The 21,132-nt window shown below is 70.0% G+C and carries 23 protein-coding genes; 5 read left to right on the top strand and 18 right to left on the bottom strand.

Features of this window, described 5'->3' with window-relative positions:
• Positions 1-3: 3 nt before the first annotated feature.
• The 7 genes from CFB52_RS31860 to CFB52_RS31830 form a co-directional block, all read right to left on the bottom strand.
• A complete protein-coding gene (locus CFB52_RS31860) occupies positions 4-1,206 on the bottom strand; it encodes a glycosyltransferase family 9 protein (RefSeq protein WP_060011143.1) in 1,203 nt (400 codons plus the stop codon).
• Complete coding sequence (locus CFB52_RS31855; protein WP_059575000.1) at positions 1,203-1,814, bottom strand: HAD-IIIA family hydrolase; 612 nt, start codon at positions 1,812-1,814, stop codon at positions 1,203-1,205. The genes CFB52_RS31860 and CFB52_RS31855 overlap by 4 nt, the downstream gene beginning before the upstream one ends.
• Positions 1,805-2,554: an SDR family oxidoreductase gene (locus CFB52_RS31850; RefSeq protein ID WP_059575202.1), complete on the bottom strand. Its 750-nt coding sequence runs from the start codon at positions 2,552-2,554 to the stop codon at positions 1,805-1,807. Before CFB52_RS31850 ends, CFB52_RS31855 begins: the two co-directional genes overlap by 10 nt.
• Before the next feature lie 225 nt (positions 2,555-2,779).
• Positions 2,780-3,310 (bottom strand): hypothetical protein, encoded by a 531-nt coding sequence (locus CFB52_RS31845; protein WP_060967411.1) that lies wholly within the window; start codon positions 3,308-3,310, stop codon positions 2,780-2,782.
• Positions 3,249-6,053 (bottom strand): ABC transporter transmembrane domain-containing protein, encoded by a 2,805-nt coding sequence (locus CFB52_RS31840; protein WP_257220847.1) that lies wholly within the window; start codon positions 6,051-6,053, stop codon positions 3,249-3,251. The genes CFB52_RS31845 and CFB52_RS31840 overlap by 62 nt, the downstream gene beginning before the upstream one ends.
• Positions 6,054-6,100: 47 nt before the next feature.
• Positions 6,101-6,901, bottom strand: a complete 801-nt coding sequence (locus CFB52_RS31835) for a BON domain-containing protein (RefSeq protein WP_099318418.1) — start codon at positions 6,899-6,901, stop codon at positions 6,101-6,103.
• Between the two features lie 184 nt (positions 6,902-7,085).
• Positions 7,086-7,439 carry a chemotaxis protein gene (locus tag CFB52_RS31830; RefSeq protein ID WP_099318597.1) on the bottom strand — a complete coding sequence of 118 codons (354 nt, stop codon included), beginning with the start codon at positions 7,437-7,439 and terminating at the stop codon, positions 7,086-7,088.
• 278 nt (positions 7,440-7,717) lie between these two features.
• On the opposite strand from CFB52_RS31830, the gene CFB52_RS31825 reads away from it, so the two are divergent.
• On the top strand, positions 7,718-9,310 hold the full coding sequence (locus CFB52_RS31825; protein ID WP_099318417.1) for an ATP-binding protein: 1,593 nt from the start codon (positions 7,718-7,720) through the stop codon (positions 9,308-9,310).
• Between the two features lie 13 nt (positions 9,311-9,323).
• On the opposite strand, the gene CFB52_RS31820 is transcribed toward CFB52_RS31825, so the two are convergent.
• From CFB52_RS31820 to CFB52_RS31805, 4 genes are all read right to left on the bottom strand, one after another.
• Entirely contained in the window at positions 9,324-9,647 is a 324-nt protein-coding gene (locus CFB52_RS31820) for a four-helix bundle copper-binding protein (protein ID WP_179231823.1), read from the bottom strand.
• 44 nt (positions 9,648-9,691) lie between these two features.
• Positions 9,692-10,897: a zinc-dependent alcohol dehydrogenase gene (locus CFB52_RS31815; protein WP_059574991.1), complete on the bottom strand. Its 1,206-nt coding sequence runs from the start codon at positions 10,895-10,897 to the stop codon at positions 9,692-9,694.
• 143 nt (positions 10,898-11,040) lie between these two features.
• Positions 11,041-11,511, bottom strand: a complete 471-nt coding sequence (locus CFB52_RS31810) for a hypothetical protein (RefSeq protein WP_099318596.1) — start codon at positions 11,509-11,511, stop codon at positions 11,041-11,043.
• 30 nt (positions 11,512-11,541) lie between these two features.
• Complete coding sequence (locus tag CFB52_RS31805; RefSeq protein WP_089466118.1) at positions 11,542-12,180, bottom strand: MarC family protein; 639 nt, start codon at positions 12,178-12,180, stop codon at positions 11,542-11,544.
• Positions 12,181-12,302: 122 nt separating this feature from the next.
• On the opposite strand from CFB52_RS31805, the gene CFB52_RS31800 reads away from it, so the two are divergent.
• Entirely contained in the window at positions 12,303-12,521 is a 219-nt protein-coding gene (locus CFB52_RS31800) for a DUF6566 family protein (RefSeq protein ID WP_006481288.1), read from the top strand.
• Positions 12,522-12,570: 49 nt separating this feature from the next.
• Here the strand turns inward: CFB52_RS31800 and CFB52_RS31795 are convergent, their stop codons facing one another.
• The 7 genes from CFB52_RS31795 to CFB52_RS34890 form a co-directional block, all read right to left on the bottom strand.
• Complete coding sequence (locus CFB52_RS31795; RefSeq protein ID WP_099318416.1) at positions 12,571-12,948, bottom strand: DUF5594 family protein; 378 nt, start codon at positions 12,946-12,948, stop codon at positions 12,571-12,573.
• 42 nt (positions 12,949-12,990) lie between these two features.
• Positions 12,991-14,520, bottom strand: coding sequence for an FAD-dependent oxidoreductase (locus CFB52_RS31790; RefSeq protein ID WP_099318415.1), 1,530 nt, complete (start codon positions 14,518-14,520; stop codon positions 12,991-12,993).
• A 208-nt stretch (positions 14,521-14,728) separates the two neighbouring features.
• Entirely contained in the window at positions 14,729-16,153 is a 1,425-nt protein-coding gene (locus CFB52_RS31785; protein ID WP_099318414.1) for a PLP-dependent aminotransferase family protein, read from the bottom strand.
• A gap of 299 nt (positions 16,154-16,452) precedes the next feature.
• Positions 16,453-16,701 (bottom strand): hypothetical protein, encoded by a 249-nt coding sequence (locus CFB52_RS31780; RefSeq protein WP_006481293.1) that lies wholly within the window; start codon positions 16,699-16,701, stop codon positions 16,453-16,455.
• A 34-nt stretch (positions 16,702-16,735) separates the two neighbouring features.
• Positions 16,736-17,191, bottom strand: a complete 456-nt coding sequence (locus CFB52_RS31775; RefSeq protein ID WP_060009250.1) for a DUF1269 domain-containing protein — start codon at positions 17,189-17,191, stop codon at positions 16,736-16,738.
• A gap of 96 nt (positions 17,192-17,287) precedes the next feature.
• Positions 17,288-17,740, bottom strand: coding sequence for a phosphate-starvation-inducible protein PsiE (locus tag CFB52_RS31770; RefSeq protein WP_059575194.1), 453 nt, complete (start codon positions 17,738-17,740; stop codon positions 17,288-17,290).
• A 5-nt stretch (positions 17,741-17,745) separates the two neighbouring features.
• Positions 17,746-17,883 (bottom strand): hypothetical protein, encoded by a 138-nt coding sequence (locus CFB52_RS34890; RefSeq protein WP_180278295.1) that lies wholly within the window; start codon positions 17,881-17,883, stop codon positions 17,746-17,748.
• Between the two features lie 407 nt (positions 17,884-18,290).
• Between CFB52_RS34890 and CFB52_RS31760 the strand changes: the two genes are divergently transcribed.
• The 3 genes from CFB52_RS31760 to CFB52_RS31750 all read left to right on the top strand — a co-directional run bounded on the left by CFB52_RS31760 (position 18,291) and on the right by CFB52_RS31750 (position 20,552).
• Positions 18,291-19,370: a Dyp-type peroxidase gene (locus CFB52_RS31760; RefSeq protein ID WP_099318413.1), complete on the top strand. Its 1,080-nt coding sequence runs from the start codon at positions 18,291-18,293 to the stop codon at positions 19,368-19,370.
• Positions 19,363-20,178, top strand: a complete 816-nt coding sequence (locus CFB52_RS31755) for a family 1 encapsulin nanocompartment shell protein (protein ID WP_099318412.1) — start codon at positions 19,363-19,365, stop codon at positions 20,176-20,178. Before CFB52_RS31760 ends, CFB52_RS31755 begins: the two co-directional genes overlap by 8 nt.
• 104 nt (positions 20,179-20,282) lie before the next feature.
• The gene (locus tag CFB52_RS31750; protein ID WP_089466238.1) at positions 20,283-20,552 is read left to right on the top strand and encodes a hypothetical protein; all 270 of its coding nucleotides are present in this window, start codon (positions 20,283-20,285) and stop codon (positions 20,550-20,552) included.
• The last annotated feature ends 580 nt before the right edge of the window (positions 20,553-21,132 follow it).

Below are 21,132 nucleotides of genomic sequence, written 5' to 3'. Positions count from 1 at the left end.
GCGTCAGTTCCTCGTGATGACGTGCGCGAACGGAATCACGTTCGATGCGTGCGCCGCGGCCGGCTCTTCGCCGTGCACGGCAGCCCGCGCGGCCGCGCGTTGCGCATGGCGCGCGCTGCCGCGCAGCAGCGCATGCACGGCCGCGACCACGTCGTCGACGCTCACGCCGCGCAGGCACGGATGGCCGGGCTGGTCGCACACGCTGCGGTAGCAGTTGCGGCACGGCACATCGACGTTCAGCACACGGTGCGGCACACGCCACGGCGTGTGCTGCGGGTTGGTCAGCGCGTACAGGTCGACCACCGGCGTGCCGAGCGCGGCCGCGAGATGCACGGGGCCGCTGTTGTTCGACAGCAGCAGGTCGGCCGTCTCGATCAGCGCGCCCAGTTCGCCGAGCGGCAACGCGCCGGCGAGCGGCACGGCGCGCGGCCCCGCCCGTTCGCACACCGTGTCGACCAGCGCACGTTCGTCCGCGCTGCCCGTCACCGCGATGCCGTCGAACAGCGGCGCGACGGCGGCCGCCGCTTCACCGAACCGCTCGGCCGGCCAGCGCCGCGACGCCGCGCTCGCGCCCGGATGGACGACCAGCCAGCGCGCGCGCCCGGCATCCGGCTCGCGCGCGCCGCCGACGCGCTGCAACGCGGCCTGCAAGCGCGCGTGCACCGCATGCCGCGCCGCGTCGCCGGGCGCGAACGCCATCCGCCAGTCCGACGTCTTCGCGCCGACGGCGCGCACCAGCGCGAGCTGGCGCGCGACCTCGTGGCGCACGTGCGATTCCGGCTCGGTTTCCGGCACGCGATCGGTCAGCAATTCGTAGGGGTTTTCGCGGCAATGCGCGAGCCGCAGCGGAATACCGGCGAGCCAGCACATCATCGCGGCGGGCAACGGGTTCTGGCTGTACACGGTGAAGATCACGGCGGCGTCGAAGCGGCCGGCCAGCAGCCGGTCGATCATGTCGAGATCGGCCACCGGATCGCCGCGCACGTCGGGATGCTTGACCCACGGTGCGTCGTAGCTCCACACGTCGTCGACCATCGGCAGATGCCTGGCGAGCGCGGCGCCCGTGCGCGACGTCAGCAGCGTCAGCCGGCGGTCGCTGCCGCTTTCCTTCAGCGCACGCAACGCGGGCGTGGTCATCAGTACGTCGCCGATGCTGTCGAGCCGCACGCACAGGATGCGGCGGGCGCGGCTCCAGGCCGTGTTCATTGCCGCACCCACGCGCCGTGCCGGCGCACGGCTTCGCGCACGACGATGTCGGCGGCCAGGTCGACGCGATCGACGACGTGGTGCGGTGTGCGCGCCGCGTCGACACGCCATTCCGTCTCGTGGCCGCGGTCGACGAGGATCGTACCGCAGCGCGCGGTGCGGCCGGCTTCGACATCGTCGAGAATGTCGCCGATCATCCAGCTCCATTCCGGCACGGCGTCGAGCGCGGCCAGCGCGCGGCGCAGCATGCCCGGGCGCGGCTTGCGGCAGATGCACTCGACGCTATAGCGCGGCACGCTGCCCTGCGGGTGATGCGGGCAGTAAAAAAAATCCGCCAGCGTCGCGCCGTTCGCTTCGAACAGTTCGGCGAGACGCTGGCGGACCGCGCCAAGCTCGTTTTCGGTAAAGCGGCCGAGCGCGACGCCCGACTGGTTCGACACGACCGCCAGCGGCATGCCGGTCGCGCCGAGCGTGCGCAGCGCGCGCGCCGCGCCCGGCGCGAGACGCATGCGCGCGGGATCGACGTTGTACGGCACGTCGTCGAGCAGCGTGCCGTCCTTGTCGAGCAGCACCGCGCCGGGCAGCCGCCGTTCGCGCTTCAGGGCCATGACGTCTCCTTCATCGGCAGCACCATCAGCTCCGGCACCACGGTGCCCGGCGGCTGCGTCAGCACGAAGCGCACGGCGGCCGCGACGTGCTCGGGCGGCTGCAGCGTGTCCTCGTCGATGTCCGGAAAGCGGTCGAGCAGGAACGGCGTGCGCATCCCGCCCGCGACGATCGCCGACACGCACACGCCGCTCGGCCGCAGTTCCGCATGCAGCGCGTGCGAGAGCCCGAGCAGCCCCCACTTCGTCGCGTGATACGCGGACGCGTTCGGCCACGCCCGCTTCGACGCGGTCGACGCGATGTTGACGATGTGCCCGTTGCCGCGCGCCTTCATCATCGGCACGGCCGCATGGCACATCAGGTACGGGCCGAACAGGTTCGTCATCAGCACCTGCTGCCATGCGTCGACGCTCACGTCGTCGATCGGCGCGGTCACGTCGATCGCCGCGTTGTTCACGATCACGTCGAGATCGCCGAGCGACTCGCGCGCATCGTGCATCACCTGCAGCACCGATGCCTCGTCGCGCACGTCGAGCGGCCGGCCTACCGCGTGCCCGCCGTGCCGTTCGAGCCGCTGCGCGACGGCCGCCGCGCGGTCGCCGTCGAGATCGGCGACGACCACATGCGCGCCGTGCCGCGCCAACTCCTCGCAAATGGCTTCGCCGAGGCCGCGGCCGCCCCCGGTCACGAGTGCGGTCCGGCCGGCGAGCGGCGGTCTGGCTGGATCGTGAGTCGCGTTCACCTGCACCTCCTGTCGATGTCGGAAAACAATCCGGCTGACGGCGACACTTGTCGCGACAACCGTCCGTGCATGAGGTACAGCGAAAACCGTGCCGGCCTGCGCACGCATGCGCCACATCGGGCTACTGCATGCGCGCGCTGGCTTTTTTATAACCGGCTGTAAAAACGGGTCCGGGCAGCCGCGCGTGGGCGGCCCGATCTGGGCGGCCCCACCTGGGCGGCCCCCTCAGATCGCGAGCGCGTCGGGCGTCGCCTGCGCGCGGTGCTTCGCGAGCGCGCGCAGGCAGTGCGCGATACAGCCCGCGAACGCCTCGTCGAACCACGGCTGCGCGCCCGACACGCCCACCACGATGCCGCCGAGCGCGACGCCGCCCCACAGGTTCGTGTCGCCCGCGCGCAGCCGGTACGGCTCCAGCGCCTGCACGACATGCCCGTCGCGGCCCGTTTCCCAGGACAGCCGCGCCTTGGCGCGCGCGTAGGCGCGGTAGTCGGCGTCCCAGTCCTTCGGGTCGGGCAGCGAAAACTCATACAGGATCGCGTCCTCGAACGCCGCGTCGCGCGGCCCGAGCGCCGGGTCCATGATCACGATGTGCAGGCAGCCGCTGTCGCCGACGAAATCGCTTTGCAGCGCGGCGGACAAGGTCGGCAACAGCAGCTCGACGGCCGCCACCGCGGCCTGGCGGTCGGCGAACGCACTACCGCCGCGACGCGCCGCGTTCGGGGCTTCGGGTGTCGTCGGATTCAGAAGGTTCGGCATGGATTTCTCCGGAGGAAAACGCGAGCGCACGCAACGCCGCGATCAGGTCGGCCGCTACCGCGGGCTTGGTCAGGTACGCGTGGAAACCGGCTTCGACCGCGCGCGCGCGGTCGTGATCGCGCGCATGGCCGGACAAGGCAAGCGCCTCGAGCGGCGCGCGGCCGTCGCGATCGCGTGCGGCGTCGAGCTGACGCACGCGCGCCATCACCGTGTAGCCGTCCTCCTCGTCGTCGCCGAGGTCGATGTCGCAGACGAGCAGCGCCGGCCAGTCGGCGCGGCGCGCGCGCCACAGGTCGTCCAGCAACGCCTGGCCCGACGCATACGCGCGCACGTCGGCGCCGGCCACCTTCAGCAGCGCGCCGAGCGCGTCGCGCGCCTCGTCGTGGTCGTCCACGCACGCGATGCGCAGGCCGTCGAGCGGCTTCGCCGCGCCCGGCGCACCGGCGCCCGCACGCGGCACGGCGTCGCCGGGTTGCATCGACGCCGGCGCCACCGCGCAGATCGGCAGCGACAGATGCAGCTTCACGCCGATGTCGTCGCGTTCGCGCACGACGTAGCCGCCGGCCTCCTCGATCGCATCCTGCAATCGTTCGAGATCGATCAGCGACAGCTCGGTTGCGTCGACGCCCGCGCATGCGATCGTGATCCGCGCTTCCGGATCGTGGCGCCCCGTGCGCACCTCGAGTTGCCCGCCGCGGCTCGCGTCGACCGCACCGCGGCACAGTTCCCACACGAAGCGCCGCAGCGCGGCCGGATCGGCCTCGACGACGAGATCCTCGTCCGACAGATGGCGGAACACCGGCACGCCGCGCTGCGCGGCCGCCTCCGCCAGCGAATCGAGCACCTGCGACACGAGCGGATTGATGCGCACCGGCTGCCGCGCGAACTTCGCCTCCGTGCGTTCGAGCTCACGCTGCTTCGCCTGCAGCGACCACATCTGCGCATACACGCCGCCGCTTTCGAGCAGTTCGTCGTGGGTGCCGTGCTCGACGAGCCGGCCGTGCTCCATCACGAGGATGCGATCGGCATCGACGATCGTCGACAGCCGGTGCGCGATGATGAGGCTCGTGCGATGCCGCGCGACGCGCATCAGCTCCTGCTGGATCGCGCGCTCCGAGCGCGTGTCGAGCGCCGACGTCGCCTCGTCGAACACGACGATCGGCGGCGCCTTCAGCAACGCGCGCGCGATCGCGACCCGCTGCCGCTCGCCGCCCGACAGCCGCACGCCGCGCTCGCCGACACGCGTGTCGTACGCATCGGGCAGCCGCTCGATGAACGCGTCGAGCTGCGCGCCGCGCGCGGCCGCGATCACTTCGCCACGGGTCGCGTCGCGCTTGCCGTACGCGATGTTGTACGCGAGCGTGTCGTTGAACAGGATGGTGTCCTGCGGGACGATGCCGAGCGCATCGCGCAGGCTGCGCTCGGTGACGAGCCGCAAGTCCTGGCCGTCGATGCGGATCGTGCCCGCATCGGGCTGATACAGCCGGAACAGCAGCCGCGCGAGCGTCGATTTGCCCGAGCCGCTGCCGCCGACCACGGCGACCGTCTGCCCGGGCTCGATGCGGAACGACACGTCGGACAGGATCTGCCGGCTCGGCTCATAGCCGAAATCGACGTGCTCGAACTCGATCGCGCCGCCGCGCACCACGAGCGGCTGCGCGCCGGGCGCATCGCCGTCCTCGCCCGGCTTGCCGCGCGCGTCGAGCAGCCCGAACAGCCGCTCGATGTTCGTCATCGCGTCGTTCGCCTCCCGGAACACGAAGCCGAGCGCATTCAGCGGCAGGCTGATCTGGATGATGTACGCGTTGATCAGCACGAGATCGCCGACCGTCAGCGCACCGCGCGCGACCTGCTGGCCCGCGAGCAGCATCACGGCCGCGATCCCCGCGCCGATGCACGCGCTCTGCCCGATATGCAGCGTCGACAGCGCGTACTGGTTGTCCACGCCGGCTTCGCGCCACGCGTCGAGCACGCGGTCGAGCCGGTCGCGCTCGACGTCCTCGCGCGCGAAGTACTTGACCGTGTCGACGTTCAGCAGGCTGTCGACCACGCGGGAATTCGACTCGGCTTCCAGCGCATTCACGCGCCGCTGGTAACGCATGCGGCGGCGCGTGAATACGACCGTATACGCGGCATAGACGGCGAACGTGACGAAAATGATCGCGGTAAAGCCGCCGCCGTACTTGCTGATCACGATCACGAGCACCGAGCCGATCTCGATGGCCGTCGGCACGACCGTAAACACCGCGACGCCGAGCAGATAACCGATGCCGGCCGTGCCTTTCTCGAGATCGCGCACGACGGCGCCCGTCTCGCGCCGCGCATGAAAGCGCGCGCCGAGCCGGTGCAGGTGGCCGAACGTGCGCACGGTAAACGACGCGACCGTATGCTGCGTGACCTGCACGAACGTCATGTCGCGCACTTCGTTCAGCGCGTTCGACGCGAAGCGCACCACCGCGTAGGCGAACAGCAGCAGCACCGGCCACGCGACGGGCTGGGCGGCCGCGCGGCCGAAACCGTCCACGATGTCCTTGAGCAGCAGCGGCACCGAGACGGCCGCCGCTTTCGCGAGCACCAGCAGGACGACCGCCGCCACCACGCGCGCACGGTACCGCCAGATCGCGCGCCAGAGTTCGACGGCGATCCTGAGCCTCAAGCCACGCTCGTCCCGGCGCTGCCGGCGCTCGCGGCCCGCGGCCGCATCACGGTCCTTGATTGGCGTCTCGTCGATTCCGGTCGTCATGCAGGCAGTGCTCGCGGTCGGGGGCGCGCCGTTTCACGCACGGGCAGTCAGTGGCGCGGTTCGCGCTCCCGGCCGCCGACGACGGTGCCGGGCTCGGGATCACGCGCGGCGGGCTGCGTGGGCGTGACGGTCCGCTGGTGCGGATGCAGCACCATGCCCGTATCGTGTTCGCCGTCGCGGCGCACGCGCACGCGATTCTCGACGTCGCGCACGCCGAGGCAGCCGTCGGCCAGATCCTCGATGCCGTGCTTCATCCAGCGTACCGGCACCGTGCCGTCCAGCTCGACGCGACCGTCGGTCACCTGCACGGTGACGTCGCTCACGTCGATCTCCAGCGCATGCGCGAGCCGCTCGCATACGTCCTCGCGAATCCGCTCGTCCGAGCGCGTGTAGCCTTTCGGCCCGCGGCGACGGCGCAGCGCATCGCGTTCGGCATCCCCGCCGAAACGCGACAGATCGGGGGCGCCGCCGTAGCTCGGGTCGCCGCCATCGCGCTCGCCGCCATAACGGCCTTCACGGCCCTCCACGCGGCGGCCCGGTTGGCCGTAGCCGCGCTCGGCGTCCCGCGCCGGCGGGCGCGCGCCGCCCTGCCGGTCCGCGTCGGCCGCGCCGCGCCGCTGCTCGGCCGGCCGCGCCGCGCGCTCGGTCCATTCGCTGCCCCAGTCTTCCGGGCCCACGTCCTCGCTCGCGAAGCGGCGGTAAGCCGATTCGTCGTCCTCTTCCGGCCATCGTGCCGGATCGTCCGGGATGCCGCGCTCGCCAGCGCCCCGGTACGCGCGCTCGTCGCGCGCGTGCCAGTCGGGCGGGCCGCCACGCTCGCCGTACCGTCCGGGATATCGTCGTTGCATCGTGTCTCTCCTTGATCGCCTGCGCCGCGCACGGCGCCAAGCCGCGTCGCCGCGCGCGTCGGTCGGGGCGACGCAAATCGCGTGCCGGCGTGGTTGCCGGACCGCGATGGTTGCGCGTCGCAGCGCGGGGACACCGTCATGCGCCCCAATCTGCAACGCGATTGCAGTTTTTGCGCGCCGGGCGTCACGGCACGTCGTCCGGGTCGTCCGATTCGTCGATGCGGCCGGGCTCGCCCAACCGCTCGGTGCGGTCCGGCTCGATGTCGGCGCCTTCCTCGAGCGTCGAGTCGCCGTCCGCCGACGCACGCTCGCCGGTGCCCGCGCGGTCCGTGTCGGTGTCGAGCGACGCGTCGCCGCGTTCGAGCGCGTGGTCGTCCAGCGGCGAATCGACGTCGAACGGATGGCGCCGCGCGCCCGCCGTGTCGCTGCCGCTGTCGGACGAGTCGCTCGGGCCGAGCGCGCGGCCGTCGCGGCCGCGGCTGGCGTTGTCGTCATCCGGGCCGGCCGGTTCGTTGTCGGGATTCAGCGTGCTGTTCATGTCGGCCTCCTTGCCTGGCTTGCCGCCGGGCGACCGGCCGGTTGGCCGCCGCCCGGCAGGCGTACTGCCCCGGTCGTGCAATCGGCATGCCGCGCCGGCCGCTGGCGCCCCGTCGTCGCCGGCACGCTGCACGGCACGGCCGATGCGCACCCATTGATCAGCTGAATCGAGTTCCTTTATTCTTTCGGACGTGCCAATCGATCCGTATGGCCGCCACGGGCTTGCCCGGCGGCGGTCGGGCGGCGTGCGGCCCACCGCGTTTCCGACCTGCTGCCCCGATGAAGAAAGACGACGCCGATCTTCACCCGCATCCACCGCCCGCCAGCTCGCCCGGCGCGCGGGACCTGCTGCATCGCTTCGCCGAATTCCGGTTCCAGACCGTGGTGGAGTCGATCACCGACTACGCGGTGTTCATGCTCGACCCGCACGGCAACGTCGCGACCTGGAACGCCGGTGCTGAGCGCATCAAGGGCTACCGTGCCGCCGAGATCGTCGGCCACCATTTCTCGCGTTTCTACCCGGCCGACGCGGTCGCGGCGGGCCGGCCGGCGCACGGGCTCGCGCGGGCCGCCGCGCAGGGCCACTTCGAGGACGAAGGCTGGCGCGTGCGCAAGGACGGCACGCAGTTCTGGGCGAGCGTGACGATCACGCCGGTGTACGACGCGACGCATGCGCTGTGCGGCTTCATCAAGATCACGCGCGACATGACCGAGCGCAAGCGGCTCGAGGAGCTCGAAGCGTCGACGCACCGGCTCAGCGTGTTCATCGCGATGCTCGCGCACGAGCTGCGCAATCATCTCGCGCCGCTGCGCAATTCGGTCGGCGTGCTGCAGAGCCTGCCCGATCCGCCGCCCATGCTCGCGCAGTGTCGCGATGCCGTACACCGCCAGGTCGGGCAACTGACGCGGCTCGTCGACGATCTGCTCGACGTCGGGCGCATCACGGCCGGCAAGGTCGAACTCGACGATCGCCCCACGACCGTGCGGGACATCGTGTGCCGCGGCGTCGAGAGCGTCCAGCCGAAACTGGCCGCGCGCGGACAGTGGATTCGCGTCGACCTGCCGGACGATTCCGTGGTGCTGCACGGCGACGACGCACGGCTCGTCCAGGTGTTGCACAACCTGCTCGACAACGCGTCGAAATTCTCGCCGCACGGCGGCCGCATCGACGTCGTCGCGCGTATCGAAGGGCCGTCGGTCGCGATCCGCGTCGTCGATCACGGCGTGGGCATCGCCCCCGGCGCGCTCGAAACGATTTTCGATCTATTCGAACAGGAAGGCGCGACGGGCCGCTCCCCGTCCGGCGGTTTCGGGCTCGGTCTCGCGATCTGCCGGTCGTTCGTCGAACTGCACGGCGGGCGGATCGTCGCGGAGAGCGACGGCCCCGGCCACGGCGCGACGTTCACGGTATGGCTGCCGATCGCGCAGGTGGCCCGCGGCGGGCACGCCGCCGCGCCCGGGCCTGCCGCGCCCGCGCAGCCGGCCGTCGAGCCGCTGCGCATCGTCGTCGTCGACGACAACCGCGACTCGGCCGACACGCTCGCGGTGCTGCTGCAACTGAAAGGGCACGCGCCGCGCGTCGCATACAACGGGAACGAAGCGCTCGCGCTCGCCCGCGACTATGCACCGCACCTGATGATTCTCGACCTGACGATGCCGGACGTCGACGGCTTCACGCTGCTGCGCGAACTGCGCGCGATCGACGCGCTGCGCGACACGACCTGCGTCGCGCTGTCCGGCCATGCGCGCGCATCCGATCTCGAGCGTACCGAAAGCGCGGGCTTCGACGACCATCTCGTGAAGCCCGTCGAGATGGCCGTCCTCGACGCGCTGCTGCAGCGCGTCGCGCGCGAGGTTCAGGGCACGCCGTAGCGCCTGTTCACGCTCAGGCCATCGCGCGGCACATCGCCGCGCACGCCTCGCATGCGAGCGCACAGCGGCGGCAATGCTCGTGCGCATGCCGCGAACACTCGGCCGCACACAGATCGCACGCGTGCGCGCACAGCGCGCAAATGCGCGGGGCGAGCCCGCTGCGGCGCGCCATCGCGCCCGACGCAAAGCGGCACAGCTGCGCGCATTCGATGTCGAGCGCGATGCACGTGGCCAACGCGTGCACGTCGCGCTCCGCGAGGCAGGCGGCGGAACAGGTGTCGCATGCGTGCGCGCAGGCGTCGCACGCGGCCATGCAGTTGTCGTACTGATCGTTCATAGCAGTGCTCCCGGTTTCGGTTTGCATCGTTTCGGTTCCTGTCGTCACGGCGTCAGCTTCACCTTCATCCAGCCCGGCTCGCGCACGTCGAACGCGCGATACGCATCGATCGCGTTCGTCAGCGGCTCGCTGCGCGTGAGCACCGACAGCGGGTCGAACGCACCGCTGCGCACGAGTTCGACGAGCGGCGGCGTGACCGTCCGGTGATTGCAGTTGCCCATCTTGATCGTGAGGTTGCGGTTCATCGCCTCGCCGATCGGAAACACGCGTGCGGCCGGCGGATACACGCCGATCACCGAGACCGTGCCGGCCTTCGCGACCGCGCGCACCGCCCATTGCAGCACCTGCGACGGCCCGTCGCCCGGCACCCAGTTGCGGCCGTCCGGCTTGCGGTGCGGCGCGACCGCGTCGACTTCCGCATCGAACGCGCGCGCGGCGTCGCGATCGGCCGCGGCCGGCCCGTGCGTCGCGCGCATCGCGTCGACGCCCACCGCGTCGATCACGCGATCGACGCCGATCCCGCCCGTCAGCCGCAATATCGTGTCCACCGGATCGTCCTCGGAAAAATCGACGATCTCGGCGCCCTGCGCGCATGCCATCTCGAGCCGCGACGCGATGCGGTCGACCGCGATCACGCGGCCCGCGCCCATCAGCTTCGCGCTCGCGATCGCGAACTGGCCGACCGGCCCCGCGCCGAACACGGCGACCGTATCGCCCGGCTTCACTTCCGCGAGCTGCGCGCCGAAATAGCCGGTCGGGAAAATGTCCGACATCAGGATCGCGCGATCGTCGTCGATCGCATCGGGCAGCCGGATCAGGCTCGCGTGCGCAAGCGGCGTGCGCGCATATTCGGCCTGCAGCCCGTCGAACGGGCCCGTATCGGCCGGCCCGCCGAAGAACGCGGTGCCCGCGCGCGGCCCGCCCGGGTTCGCGACGTCGCACTGCGCGGTGTAGCCCGCGCGGCAGTACGCGCAACTGCCGCACGCGATCGTCGACGGAATCAGCACGCGATCGCCGCGCCGCAGGTTGCGCACGTCGCGCCCGACCGCCTCGACGATGCCGACACCTTCATGGCCGAGAATCGTGCCCGGCTTCATTCCGCCGAGCGTGCCGCGCACCATGTGCAGATCGGTGCCGCAGATCGCGCTGGCCGTCAGGCGTACGACCGCGTCGGTCGCCTCGGAGACTTCCGGATCGGGCACCGTGTCGATGCGAATGTCGCCGATGCCGTGAAATACGACTGCTTTCATGTCAGGCCCTCCTTGTCGAAAGCGGTAACGGTGAATGTGACCGTCGAGCCGATCGAGCAAGGGGTGCGCCTGTGCAGCGCGTGCGGCGCCGTGATGCGCGGAGCGGAAGCGCTTCGGTTTCGGGGAGGGATCGCGCCTGCGCGTCAGTCCGTCGGTGGGCTGTTGCCGCTGTTGACGTCACGCGCGTTCGAGATCGCTTCGACGAGCTTCAGTTCGTCGTCGATCGACAGCGTCGTGTCGGTCACGTCGCCGCCCAGCGGCGCGAGCGCCGCGCTCAGCGCGTCGATGTCGAGCTGCGTCGCGGCCAGCCCGAGCAACACGGTGCCGGGGCGCGCCTTGCGCGCGACGCGGTCGGTCAGCGCATCGTCCACCGGCCGCTCGCGCCACGCGTCGAGCGACGATTCGATGTGCGCGACCACGCTGTCGAGCAGCGATCCGGACGACACGCGGCCCGCGTCGATTGCGTGCGTGCGCAACTGTCCGTCGGTCGAGCACTCGACGATCACGACACCCGACAGCGCGACGACGTGCCGGTCGCGCAACGTGCCGAGTTCGGCCAACGCGCGACGGGCCGCGTCGAGATCGGGATAGGACAACACGATCAGCGTGTTCATCGGCGACTCCATGCAATCGGATGGGCGTGCTCAGTGCGGCAGCCCGAACGCGGCCTTCAGGCTCGCGACGACCATCTGCATCGCGATGGCCGCGAGAATCATCCCCATCAGGCGCTGCGTGACGGCCGTCACGCGCGGCGACAGGTAATGGCCGATCACCGGCGCCGACAGCAGCGACGCGGCCAGCAGCACGAGAAACGCGCCGAGCCCGAGCGCGAACGCGAGTTCCTGCCCGGTCGCGACGGCACCGTGCCCGAGCACGATCATCGTCGCGATCGTGCCGGGGCCCACCAGCAACGGGATCGTCAACGGGTAGATCGCGACGCTTTCGGCGGCCGTCGGATCGGCGCCTTCGTCGCTGCCCGGCGCATGCTGGCGGCTCGGCGCACCATGCAGCATCGACAGCGCGATCAGCAGCACCAGCAGCCCGCCCGCGAGGCGGAAATCGTCGATCGTCAAACCGAACACGCGCAGGATCGCGCCGCCCGCGACGGCCGACACGATGCAGCCGACCGTCACGCCGATCGCGGCCGTGAGCGCGACCTTGCGGCGCACGCCGTCCGCCGCGCCTTCGGTCAGCGACAGGAACACCGGGATGTTCGCGATCGGGTTCATGATCGCGAACAGCGCCGCGAACACCTTGACGGAAAAGGTCAGGTCGAAGGCCACAGGGTCGCTCCCGTCTCGCGCGGCAAGTGAAACGCCCACGCCGGTTCGTTTTCGATGCGCGGCGCACGCCATGCTGATACGATCCACGCACGACGTTCAATCACGACGGAGGGCCCCGATCGATGCAAGCCACCGACACTTTCATGGGTCACGAGATTCGCGTCGACGCGACGCGCAACGCGAACGGCGCGTGGGTTGCGCAGGTGCGGATCTTCCGCGACGGCGCGCCCGTCGATCTGCCCGCGCCCGAACTCGTCACGCCCGAATGGCTGACATGCGACGAAGCGCTGCGCGGCGGTATCGACCAGGGGCGCGTGATAATCAGGACGCGCGACCGGTAACCGCACTCGGCTCATCCGCGCAGCGTCGGCCGGCATCGCACGATGCAGGTCACGCATCGAAATCGAGGTCGCCGATCAGGATCTCGCGATCGCGCTGCGTCCGGGTGCTGAAATCGACCGGCAACTCCATCTGCCAGCGCTCGATCGTGACCGGCAGCGCCGCGAGATAGCGATCGAAGTGGCTGTGGTCGGGCTCGGCCAGCAGACCGGCGATCGCGTCGTCGCGCCACGCGAGCCGCGCGTTCAGCCGGTTCGGCAGGCCGACCGTCGACGTGAGGCCGATCACGTCGACACAGGTCGGGCTGCCCTGCCCGTCGTGCGGCACGACGTCGACCTTCACTTCGCCGGGTTGATACAGGCCACGCAGGCGCGTCGCGATGCGCGGCGCAAACTCGGTTTCGAAACGGGCACGAACGTCGGGGTTCATTTCGCCTCCATTCAAGGTTCGGTGTGTATCGTCATGCTGCTTTCATGCGGAAGCCATCTGCCGCTCGAACGCTGCTTCGGCCTTCAGGTTGTCGAGATCGCGGGCGATCGTCGCGACCGCGAGCCGCGTGTTGCCGCGCCAGTACGCGATCGAGCAGTCGTGCGCGCCGAGGTCGCCGTCGATCTCGACGCGATCCCATTGCGCCGCATGCCCGACATAGCGGATCGTCACGTCGTAATGCTGGCTCCAGAAAAACGGCACCGCGTCGAACGGCCGCTGCTGGCCGAGCATGTTGCGCGCGGCGACGATGCCTTGCCGCTCGGCGACGACCCAGTGCTCGACGCGAATCCGCTCGCCCGTCAGCGGATCGGGCCAGCGCGCGATATCGCCGGCCGCGTAGATGCCAGGCGCGCTCGTCTGCAGGAAGCGGTCGACCGTGACGCCGCGTTCGACGGCGAGCCCGGCGTCCTGCGCGAGTTCGACGTTCGGATGCACGCCGATGCCGACCAGTACGACGTCGGCCGGCAGCACGTCGCCGCTCGACAGCGTCACGCTGTCCGGCCCGATCCGCGCGGGCGTCGCGCCGAGATGGAATACGACGCCGTGCGCTTCGTGCAGCGCCTTGATCGTGTCGCCGAGCGCATCGCCGAGCACGCGGCCCATCGGATGCGGATCGGGCGCGACCACATGCACGTCGAGCCCGCGCGTGCGAAACGCGGCGGCCGCTTCGAGCCCGATGAAGCTCGCGCCGACCACCACGCAGCGGCGCGCCGTTTTCAGCCTGGCGATCAGCGCGTCGCAATCGGCGCGCGAGCGCAACGTACACACGTGCGGCAGATGGGCGCCGGGCACGTTCAGCCGGTTCGGTTCGGCGCCCGTGGCAAGCAGCAGCGCGCCGTACTCGATACGGCTGCCGTCGGCGAGCTCGACCGCGCGTTGCGCCGGATCGATGCGCGCGACCCGCGTGTTGCAGCGCACGTCGATGCGCTGGTCGGTATAGAACGACGGCGCGCGCAACGGCAGCCAGTCGGCCTGCGCCGTGCCCGCGAGGTAATCCTTCGACAGATTCGGCCGGTCGTACGGCGGATCGGCATCGGCGCTCAGCAGCGTAATCGCATGCGGATAGCCTTCCTGCCGCAGCGTCACGGCCGCCGCGATCGCAGCGGCGCCGCTGCCGACGATCACGACCGACGCGGGCAGCCCGCTCGTCTTCAACGCAGGCGGCACGGCGGCCGGCCGCGCATCGAGTACGACCGCGCGGCCATCGCGCCGCTCGACGCGCCAGCACGGCAGCCCGTCGAGCGCCGGCGCGCGCTCCATCTCGCCGGTGCGCAGGCAGAACGCCGCGTGATGCCGCGGACAGCGAATCGTGTCGCCGACCAGCAGGCCCTTGGCCAGCGGGCCGCCATAGTGCGGGCATTGCGCGCCCACCGCGAACAGTTCGTCGCCGCGGCGCACGAGCAGCACCGCCGCGTCGCCGACATGGCCCTCGATCATCGCGCCGTCAGCGAGATCGTCGAGCGCGATCCCTTGGGTGAGATCCGGCGAGGACGCAGCATCGCTTCCAGTCATGACGTGGCTCCCGAAAAGTCAGGTGACGATCCCATTATCGGCATTCGTCCTGAAAAGAAACAGGTACAGACGCCCCGCAGCGCACGCAAACGCGGACTGTAGCTTGCACGCGCTCCATGACCGGCGTGGAACGTGGTCGACGTTGCGGCGCAACACGCCGGCCGCGCTGCCACGGGGCGCGCAAGCCGCGCCGCACGCCGCGGCGCGCTCAGTCGATGCACGATGCGACTAGCTTGCCGACGACGACAACCGCCTGCTCGATCTCCTGCGACCACGGGCTGCTGTAGTTCAACCGGATGAAGTTCCGGTAGTTGTCCGTGATCGAGAACATGTAGCCGGGCCCGATCGTGATCCCCTGCTCCAGCGCGAGCTGGTACAGCCGCATCGCATCGACCTGCGCGGGCAGCTCGACCCACAGCACGTACCCGCCCGCCGGGCTCGAAATGCGCGTGCCCTCCGGGAAGAATCGCGACACCATCGCGCGCATCAGGTTCGCCTGCTGCGCATACGCCTTGCGAATCCGCCGCAGGTGATGCTCGTAGCCGTCGCGTTCGAGAAACTCCGCGATCGCCAGTTGCGGCAACGACGGCGTCGCGAGCGTATTCAGGAACTTCAGCTTCTCGACCTGTTCGCGATAGCGACCCGGCAGTGCCCAGCCGATCCGGTACGCCGCTGTCAGGCTCTTCGAGAACGACGAACAGTGCAGCACGATGCCATGGCGGTCGAACGACTTCAGCATGCTCGGATGCGTGTTGCCGAAATACAGTTCGTTGTACACGCCGTTCTCGATGATCGGCAGGTCGGCCTTCGTTGCGAATTCGACCAGTTCGCGTTTTCGCTCGTCCGGCATCTGAAAGCCCAGCGGGTTCTGGAAATTCGGCATCACCATGCACGCGGCGATCGGCTGCGACTTCGCGATCGCGGCCAGCGCCGCGATGTCGATCCCGTATTCCGGATGCGTCGCCACCTCGATCGCCTTCATCCCCATCCGCTCGATCGCGTGCAGCATCGCGTAGAACGTCGGCGACTCCACCGCGATCGTGTCGCCCGGCTTCGCCACCGCCTGCAGGCACAGGTTGATTGCCTCCGTCGCGCCGACCGTCACGATGATCTCGTTCGGGTCCACCGACATCCCGTTTTCCAGGTAGCGGCGGGCGATCTGCCGGATCAGCCGCGGATGGCCGGGCGGCAACCCGTCGGTCACGCCCCACAGCGACTTGTCGCGACCGGCCGCGTACGCGTAGCGGTTCAGCTTCTCGAACGGAAACAGGCTCGGGTCCGGATACGGCGAGCCGAGCGGCACCGCGTCGTCCGTGCCGATCGAGCGCAGCGTCGACAGCACGAGCCGGCTCACGTCGACCGACGACGAGATCGCGATCGGCTTCGACGGCCGCAGCTCGCGCACCGGCGCATGGCCGTCGTCGCGGCGCAGGTTCACGAAATAGCCGGACTGCGGACGGCTTTCGAGCAGCCCGCGGCTTTCCAGCAGCAGATACGCGTGCAGCACGGTCGTGATGCTGATCCGGTGCTGCTGGCTCGCCTGCCGCACCGACGGCACGCGATCGCCGTGCCGATATACCCCTTGCCGAATGAGTCGCTCTACGTCGTTCGCAAATTTCTCGTAGAGCTTCATCCGCCTCGCCCCGCGAGCGATGAACCGGCTTGCGCGGCATGGACGGCACGGCCGCGCCGACGCACGAAGCCGGATAGCCGTCGCCGGGTGCGGGTGTCCCGGCTGGAACCTCGTCCGTTACCGAAGTTGAAGGCGAATAGCAATGCGAATCTCATGAAGACAAGGTTCGGCATCCTACTGCGTCATTTCGGCGAATGTAAGTGACAGTTTGGCGGGGAAACGGCAATTCCGGCCGGCGTGGTGAACAGATGCGAATGCGACGGCGCGGCCCGCCCATGAATGCGCGGGCCCGCTCGCCCTTACGCGTCGTCGACGTTGTCCGCGTAGTGGTCGATCGCGACCTTGCACTCGTCGAACACCACCGTCAGCAGCGCGACGTCGTTCGACTCGAGCCACTTGCGGATCTGCAGGAACTGGCCGGTGCCGAGATCGGCGAGGCGGCCCGGATCGTCGGTCGTCACGTCGACGCTCGCGATCGCGCGGTTGCCGGGCAGCGGCGACAGCGTCGCCGCGATGTCGAAGCGCCGGTACGATTGATCGATGCGCATGCGGTTCTCCCGAATCGGTTCGAAAGGTGCGCGCTCAGCCGAGCGCCTGGCGAAAGACCTTGCCGCCGAATCCTGTCACGACGTTGTCGACCGAGAACGGCGTGTCCTCCTTCGCTTCGAGAATGACCGCGACGCTGCCGGGCACGAGCCGCGCCGCGACCGTCTCGACGAACGTGCCGTCGAGCAGCGCGTTGCCGGCCGCCTGCGCGAGCACGCCGGCGCCCGCGCCGGCCGCCATGCCGGTCACCACGCCGAGCGGCCCGGCGAGCAGGCCGAGCAACCCACCCGCGAGCGCGCCGATTACGCCGCCCTTGAACGGCCGCGATTCGGCGTCGAGCACCGCGAGCTTGCCGTTCGCGTCCTTCTCGACGACGACGCCATTCTCGATGTGGAATCCTTCGTTCTTCTCCGACAGCGCGTCGAAATCGTGCGCGGCCTGGCGGGCCGTCTCGACGCTGCCGAACACGGCGACGATCAATTGTCTGGTCATGCAACACCTCGCTTGATTGAATGAGGGCCGAGCCGCCGCGCCGTGTACGGCGCGTCGGTCTTCGCGTCGGGCTTCGCTTCGAACGCCGCCCGCGCGTTACCGGCCGGCATGCACGTCGTCCTCGACATCGTCGACGTCCGCCGGAAAGCGATGCTGGCCGAAGCTCAGGATCAGCACGCCGACCGCGAGCAGCACGATCCCGAAGGTCGTCATCAGCATCCGCTCGGGGCTGTCGGTCGCGCCGCGCAGGATCAGGTCGCGCGCGAGCGACGTCATCGCGATGAACAGCGGGAACCGCACCGGCAACCGGCCGAGCCGCAGGTAGCGCAAGTCCATCGCGAGCACTTCCAGATACAGGAACATCAGCAGCAGGTCGGTCAGCGACACCTCGCCCGCGAGCACGACCTTCCACGCCTCCTGCGCCATCGCGAACGCGGTCGCGAGCCCGATCACGACCAGCCCGGCCAACTCGGCCGCATGAAGAAAATGGCCGAAGCGGCGGCGGATGCGTTCGGCGGCCGTATCGGCGGATGCAGTGGATGTATTCAACGCGCTCACAGTGTCGTAGGTGCCGCGATCGACGCGCCGTCGCCGTGGCAAGGGATCTCGGGGAACGGAAAGCCCGCGCCGGACGGCCCACCGTGCTCGACGATTGCACCGAAAATACGCATCGCTTCCAAAAGGTTCATCATGATGACCGTCGCCGGGCGGAGCGAACCGAATCTACTGCATGCGCCACGCCCGCTCAAGAGCACAGCGTCGCCGGCTTCAGGAGTACAGCTGCACGCGCGCCGCACCCAATCGGACCTCGATCAACCCATTCGAATGACAGATCGTCGATACGTGTTCCAAAGACCCGCCGAAGCTGCTAGATTGCAGGCTCGACGACGTTACGCGGTGCAGGCAGTCACGCGCCGGGCGAACGCGCGGCCCCCACGTCTGCCTCCCCTTCGCGCCGGGGGGCCGGCCGCCGCAGCGGCCCGTTGCGCGATGCCCGCGCAACGTCCTTCATCCGCACGTCACAAAGAGATCAGTCGCATGACACAGTCCAACCGTTCGCCTTCGCGCGCCGCGGCTGCCGCGGCCCGTCCGTCCCGACATGACTGACCGGCAGGCCGCGATGCAAACCAACCGCCCCCCGCTTTCCCAGGCCGTCCACAGCCCGATCACGCGCAGCGCGATCTTTCTCGTGGCGACGATCAATCCCGGCGCCGATCACGCCGACACGATCCGTTCATGGTGCGGCAACATCGCCGCGCTCGTGCGCTCGGTCGGCAAGCGCGTGCCGGGCGGCAACCTCACGTGCGTATGCGGCTTCGGCTCCGATGCATGGGATGCGCTGTTCGGCGAGCCGCGCCCCGCGTCGCTGCATCCGTTCCGCGAATTCGGCGCGGGCCAGCGCGTCGCCATCGCGACGCCCGGCGACATCCTGCTGCACATCCGCGCCGAAGCGATGGACCTGTGCTTCGAGCTCGCGACGCAACTGCTCGGCGCGCTCGGCAGCGCGGTCACGGTCGTCGACGAGGTGCACGGCTTCCGCAATTTCGACCAGCGCGCGATGATCGGCTTCGTCGACGGCACCGAGAACCCGGAAGGCCGCGAAGCGGTCGACTTCACGGTGATCGGTGACGAGGACGCCGAATTCGCGGGCGGCAGCTACGTGCTCGTGCAGAAGTACCTGCACGACATGGCCGGCTGGAACGCGCTCGCGGTCGAGACGCAGGAGCGCATCATCGGCCGCACCAAACTGTCCGACATCGAGCTCGCGCCGGACGTGAAGCCGTCGTGCTCGCACAGCTCGCTGACCACGCTCGACGAGGGCGGCCAGGAAGTGAAGATCCTGCGCGACAACATGCCGTTCGGGCGCCCGGGCGCCGGCGAATTCGGCACCTATTTCATCGGCTATGCGCGCTCGCCGGCGCCGATCGAGCAGATGCTCGAGAACATGTTCGTCGGCCGCCCGCCCGGCAACTACGACCGCCTGCTCGACTACAGCCGCGCGGTCACCGGCTCGCTGTTCTTCGTGCCGTCGGCCGACCTGCTCGAAGCGCTCGCCGACCGTCCGGCGCCGGCCGCCGACGCCGCCCAACCGGAATCCACGCCGCCCGCGCTTTCCGTACCGCAGCGCGACGGCTCGCTGAACATCGGCTCGCTGAAAGGAACCCCGACCTATGAATAACCTGCACCGCGAACTCGCCCCGATCTCGTCGTCCGCGTGGGAACAAATCGAGGAGGAAGTGGCGCGCACCTTCAAACGCTCGGTGGCCGGCCGCCGTGTCGTCGACGTCGACGGCCCCGCGGGCCCCGAGCTGTCGGCGGTCGGCACCGGGCACCTGCTCGACGTCGCCGCGCCGCGCGAGCTCGTGAACGCGCGGCTGCGCGAAGCGCGCACGATCGTCGAGCTGACGGTGCCGTTCGAGCTGAGCCGCGACGCGATCGACAGCGTCGAGCGCGGCGCGCGTGACGCCGACTGGCAGCCGGCGAAGGAAGCCGCGCAGCGGCTCGCATTCGCCGAGGACGGCGCAATCTTCGACGGCTACCGCGCGGCCGGCATCGTCGGCGTCCGCGAAGGCACGTCGAACCGCCGGCTCACGCTGCCGGCGGATGTCGCCGCGTACCCGGACGCGATCAGCGACGCGCTGGAAGCGCTGCGCCTCGCCGGGGTGGACGGCCCGTACTCGGTCGTGCTCGGGTCGGACGCGTACACCGCGCTCAGCGAAGCGCGCGACCAGGGCTATCCGGTCCTCGGCCATATCAAGCGCATCGTCAGCGGCGAGATCATCTGGGCGCCGGCGATCAGCGGCGGCTGCGTGCTGTCCACGCGCGGCGGCGATTACGAGCTGCATCTCGGCGAAGACGTGTCGATCGGCTACACAAGCCACACCGACAAGAGCGTCCGCCTGTACCTGCGCGAAACGTTCACGTTCCTGATGCTGACGAGCGAGGCATCGGTGGCCGTGGCGCCGCAGGGCAACGCGGCCGCCTGAGCGCGGTTGCCGGCGCGCGGTGCCCGCCCGGGCGCCGCACGCGACGGCCGCCCCGCCGGCCGCAGGTTCGTCGCCGATCCAGCCCATCTTGCATGGAGAATGTCGTGAGCGAATCAAATGACGCATTACAGACGCTGCAGGCGTCCGTCGCGACCCTGAAGCAGACGGTCGACGCCAACGCGAGCCGCCAGGCCGGCGACACCGCCGTGCTGTTTACCGTCGTGTCGCTGATGCTGGCCGAGCTGCCGCCCGACACACGCAACCTGATCGAGGATTCGTTCTCCGTCTGGGCCAATGGTCTGCCGAATGCGGCACTGTCCGCCGACGTGAAACAGATCGCACGGCAACGGCTCGCGATGAACCTGTCGGACTGATCGCGGCTCACCATGGTTGCGCGATGCCCGGCGTCTACCGTGCAACCCGCTCTCGCCTTCTCCGACCCCACGGCGCGCATCGGCTGCGGTGCGGGCGCGGTCGGACGTCACCGGTTCGCACCCGCGCCGCGTGTTGCATTGCGTGTTGCGCCCCGTTTCGCGCCCCGTTTGCCGGCGGCCGGCACCATGCGCGCCGATGTCGCACCGCGTGCCGTTCGCACGCCGTCGGTTCCCGCCCCCTTCCACCGCCAGCCGCACACGCCGCGCACGCCCGCGCCGCCGCGCGCTTGCCCGTCTGTACTCCTTGCCGCCGAATCGCGCGCCCATGTGAGGGTGCAATTCGCGGCCGGCCCGGCCAGGAACTGTGTCTTGGATGGCCCACGCCGATTCGTTATTTTGAACGCAGTCGAAGCGATGCCGCGGGCTCCTCGCGGCACTCGCGCTTCCCGCCCCGACCGCGACCGTGCGCCACGCCGGCGCGCGCCATGCGACCGCACGGGTGCGGCGCGCGCGCCGCCGCGGTGCGCGCCGTGCACGTGCGGTCGGGACGCGCGAGCGCCGCACCGCATCGGGCCGCACC

It is taken from the genome of Burkholderia sp. AU18528 (assembly GCF_002223215.2).
Classification (GTDB): domain Bacteria; phylum Pseudomonadota; class Gammaproteobacteria; order Burkholderiales; family Burkholderiaceae; genus Burkholderia; species Burkholderia semiarida.
The sequence above is the reverse complement of the archived record's forward strand: the minus strand, read 5'-3'. Positions and strand labels throughout refer to the sequence as shown.

Bases quoted from the DNA above. Each gene is read 5' to 3' on its own strand.
- CFB52_RS31860 (WP_060011143.1), bottom strand. From the start codon at position 1,206: ATGAACACGGCCTGGAGCCGCGCCCGCCGCATCCTGTGCGTGCGGCTC.
- CFB52_RS31855 (WP_059575000.1), bottom strand. From the start codon at position 1,814: ATGGCCCTGAAGCGCGAACGGCGGCTGCCCGGCGCGGTGCTGCTCGAC.
- CFB52_RS31845 (WP_060967411.1), bottom strand. From the start codon at position 3,310: ATGCCGAACCTTCTGAATCCGACGACACCCGAAGCCCCGAACGCGGCG.
- CFB52_RS31840 (WP_257220847.1), bottom strand. From the start codon at position 6,053: ATGACGACCGGAATCGACGAGACGCCAATCAAGGACCGTGATGCGGCC.
- CFB52_RS31835 (WP_099318418.1), bottom strand. From the start codon at position 6,901: ATGCAACGACGATATCCCGGACGGTACGGCGAGCGTGGCGGCCCGCCC.
- CFB52_RS31830 (WP_099318597.1), bottom strand. From the start codon at position 7,439: ATGAACAGCACGCTGAATCCCGACAACGAACCGGCCGGCCCGGATGAC.
- CFB52_RS31825 (WP_099318417.1), top strand. From the start codon at position 7,718: ATGAAGAAAGACGACGCCGATCTTCACCCGCATCCACCGCCCGCCAGC.
- CFB52_RS31820 (WP_179231823.1), bottom strand. From the start codon at position 9,647: ATGAACGATCAGTACGACAACTGCATGGCCGCGTGCGACGCCTGCGCG.
- CFB52_RS31815 (WP_059574991.1), bottom strand. From the start codon at position 10,897: ATGAAAGCAGTCGTATTTCACGGCATCGGCGACATTCGCATCGACACG.
- CFB52_RS31810 (WP_099318596.1), bottom strand. From the start codon at position 11,511: ATGAACACGCTGATCGTGTTGTCCTATCCCGATCTCGACGCGGCCCGT.
- CFB52_RS31800 (WP_006481288.1), top strand. From the start codon at position 12,303: ATGCAAGCCACCGACACTTTCATGGGTCACGAGATTCGCGTCGACGCG.
- CFB52_RS31795 (WP_099318416.1), bottom strand. From the start codon at position 12,948: ATGAACCCCGACGTTCGTGCCCGTTTCGAAACCGAGTTTGCGCCGCGC.
- CFB52_RS31790 (WP_099318415.1), bottom strand. From the start codon at position 14,520: ATGACTGGAAGCGATGCTGCGTCCTCGCCGGATCTCACCCAAGGGATC.
- CFB52_RS31785 (WP_099318414.1), bottom strand. From the start codon at position 16,153: ATGAAGCTCTACGAGAAATTTGCGAACGACGTAGAGCGACTCATTCGG.
- CFB52_RS31780 (WP_006481293.1), bottom strand. From the start codon at position 16,701: ATGCGCATCGATCAATCGTACCGGCGCTTCGACATCGCGGCGACGCTG.
- CFB52_RS31775 (WP_060009250.1), bottom strand. From the start codon at position 17,191: ATGACCAGACAATTGATCGTCGCCGTGTTCGGCAGCGTCGAGACGGCC.
- CFB52_RS34890 (WP_180278295.1), bottom strand. From the start codon at position 17,883: ATGATGAACCTTTTGGAAGCGATGCGTATTTTCGGTGCAATCGTCGAG.
- CFB52_RS31760 (WP_099318413.1), top strand. From the start codon at position 18,291: ATGACTGACCGGCAGGCCGCGATGCAAACCAACCGCCCCCCGCTTTCC.
- CFB52_RS31755 (WP_099318412.1), top strand. From the start codon at position 19,363: ATGAATAACCTGCACCGCGAACTCGCCCCGATCTCGTCGTCCGCGTGG.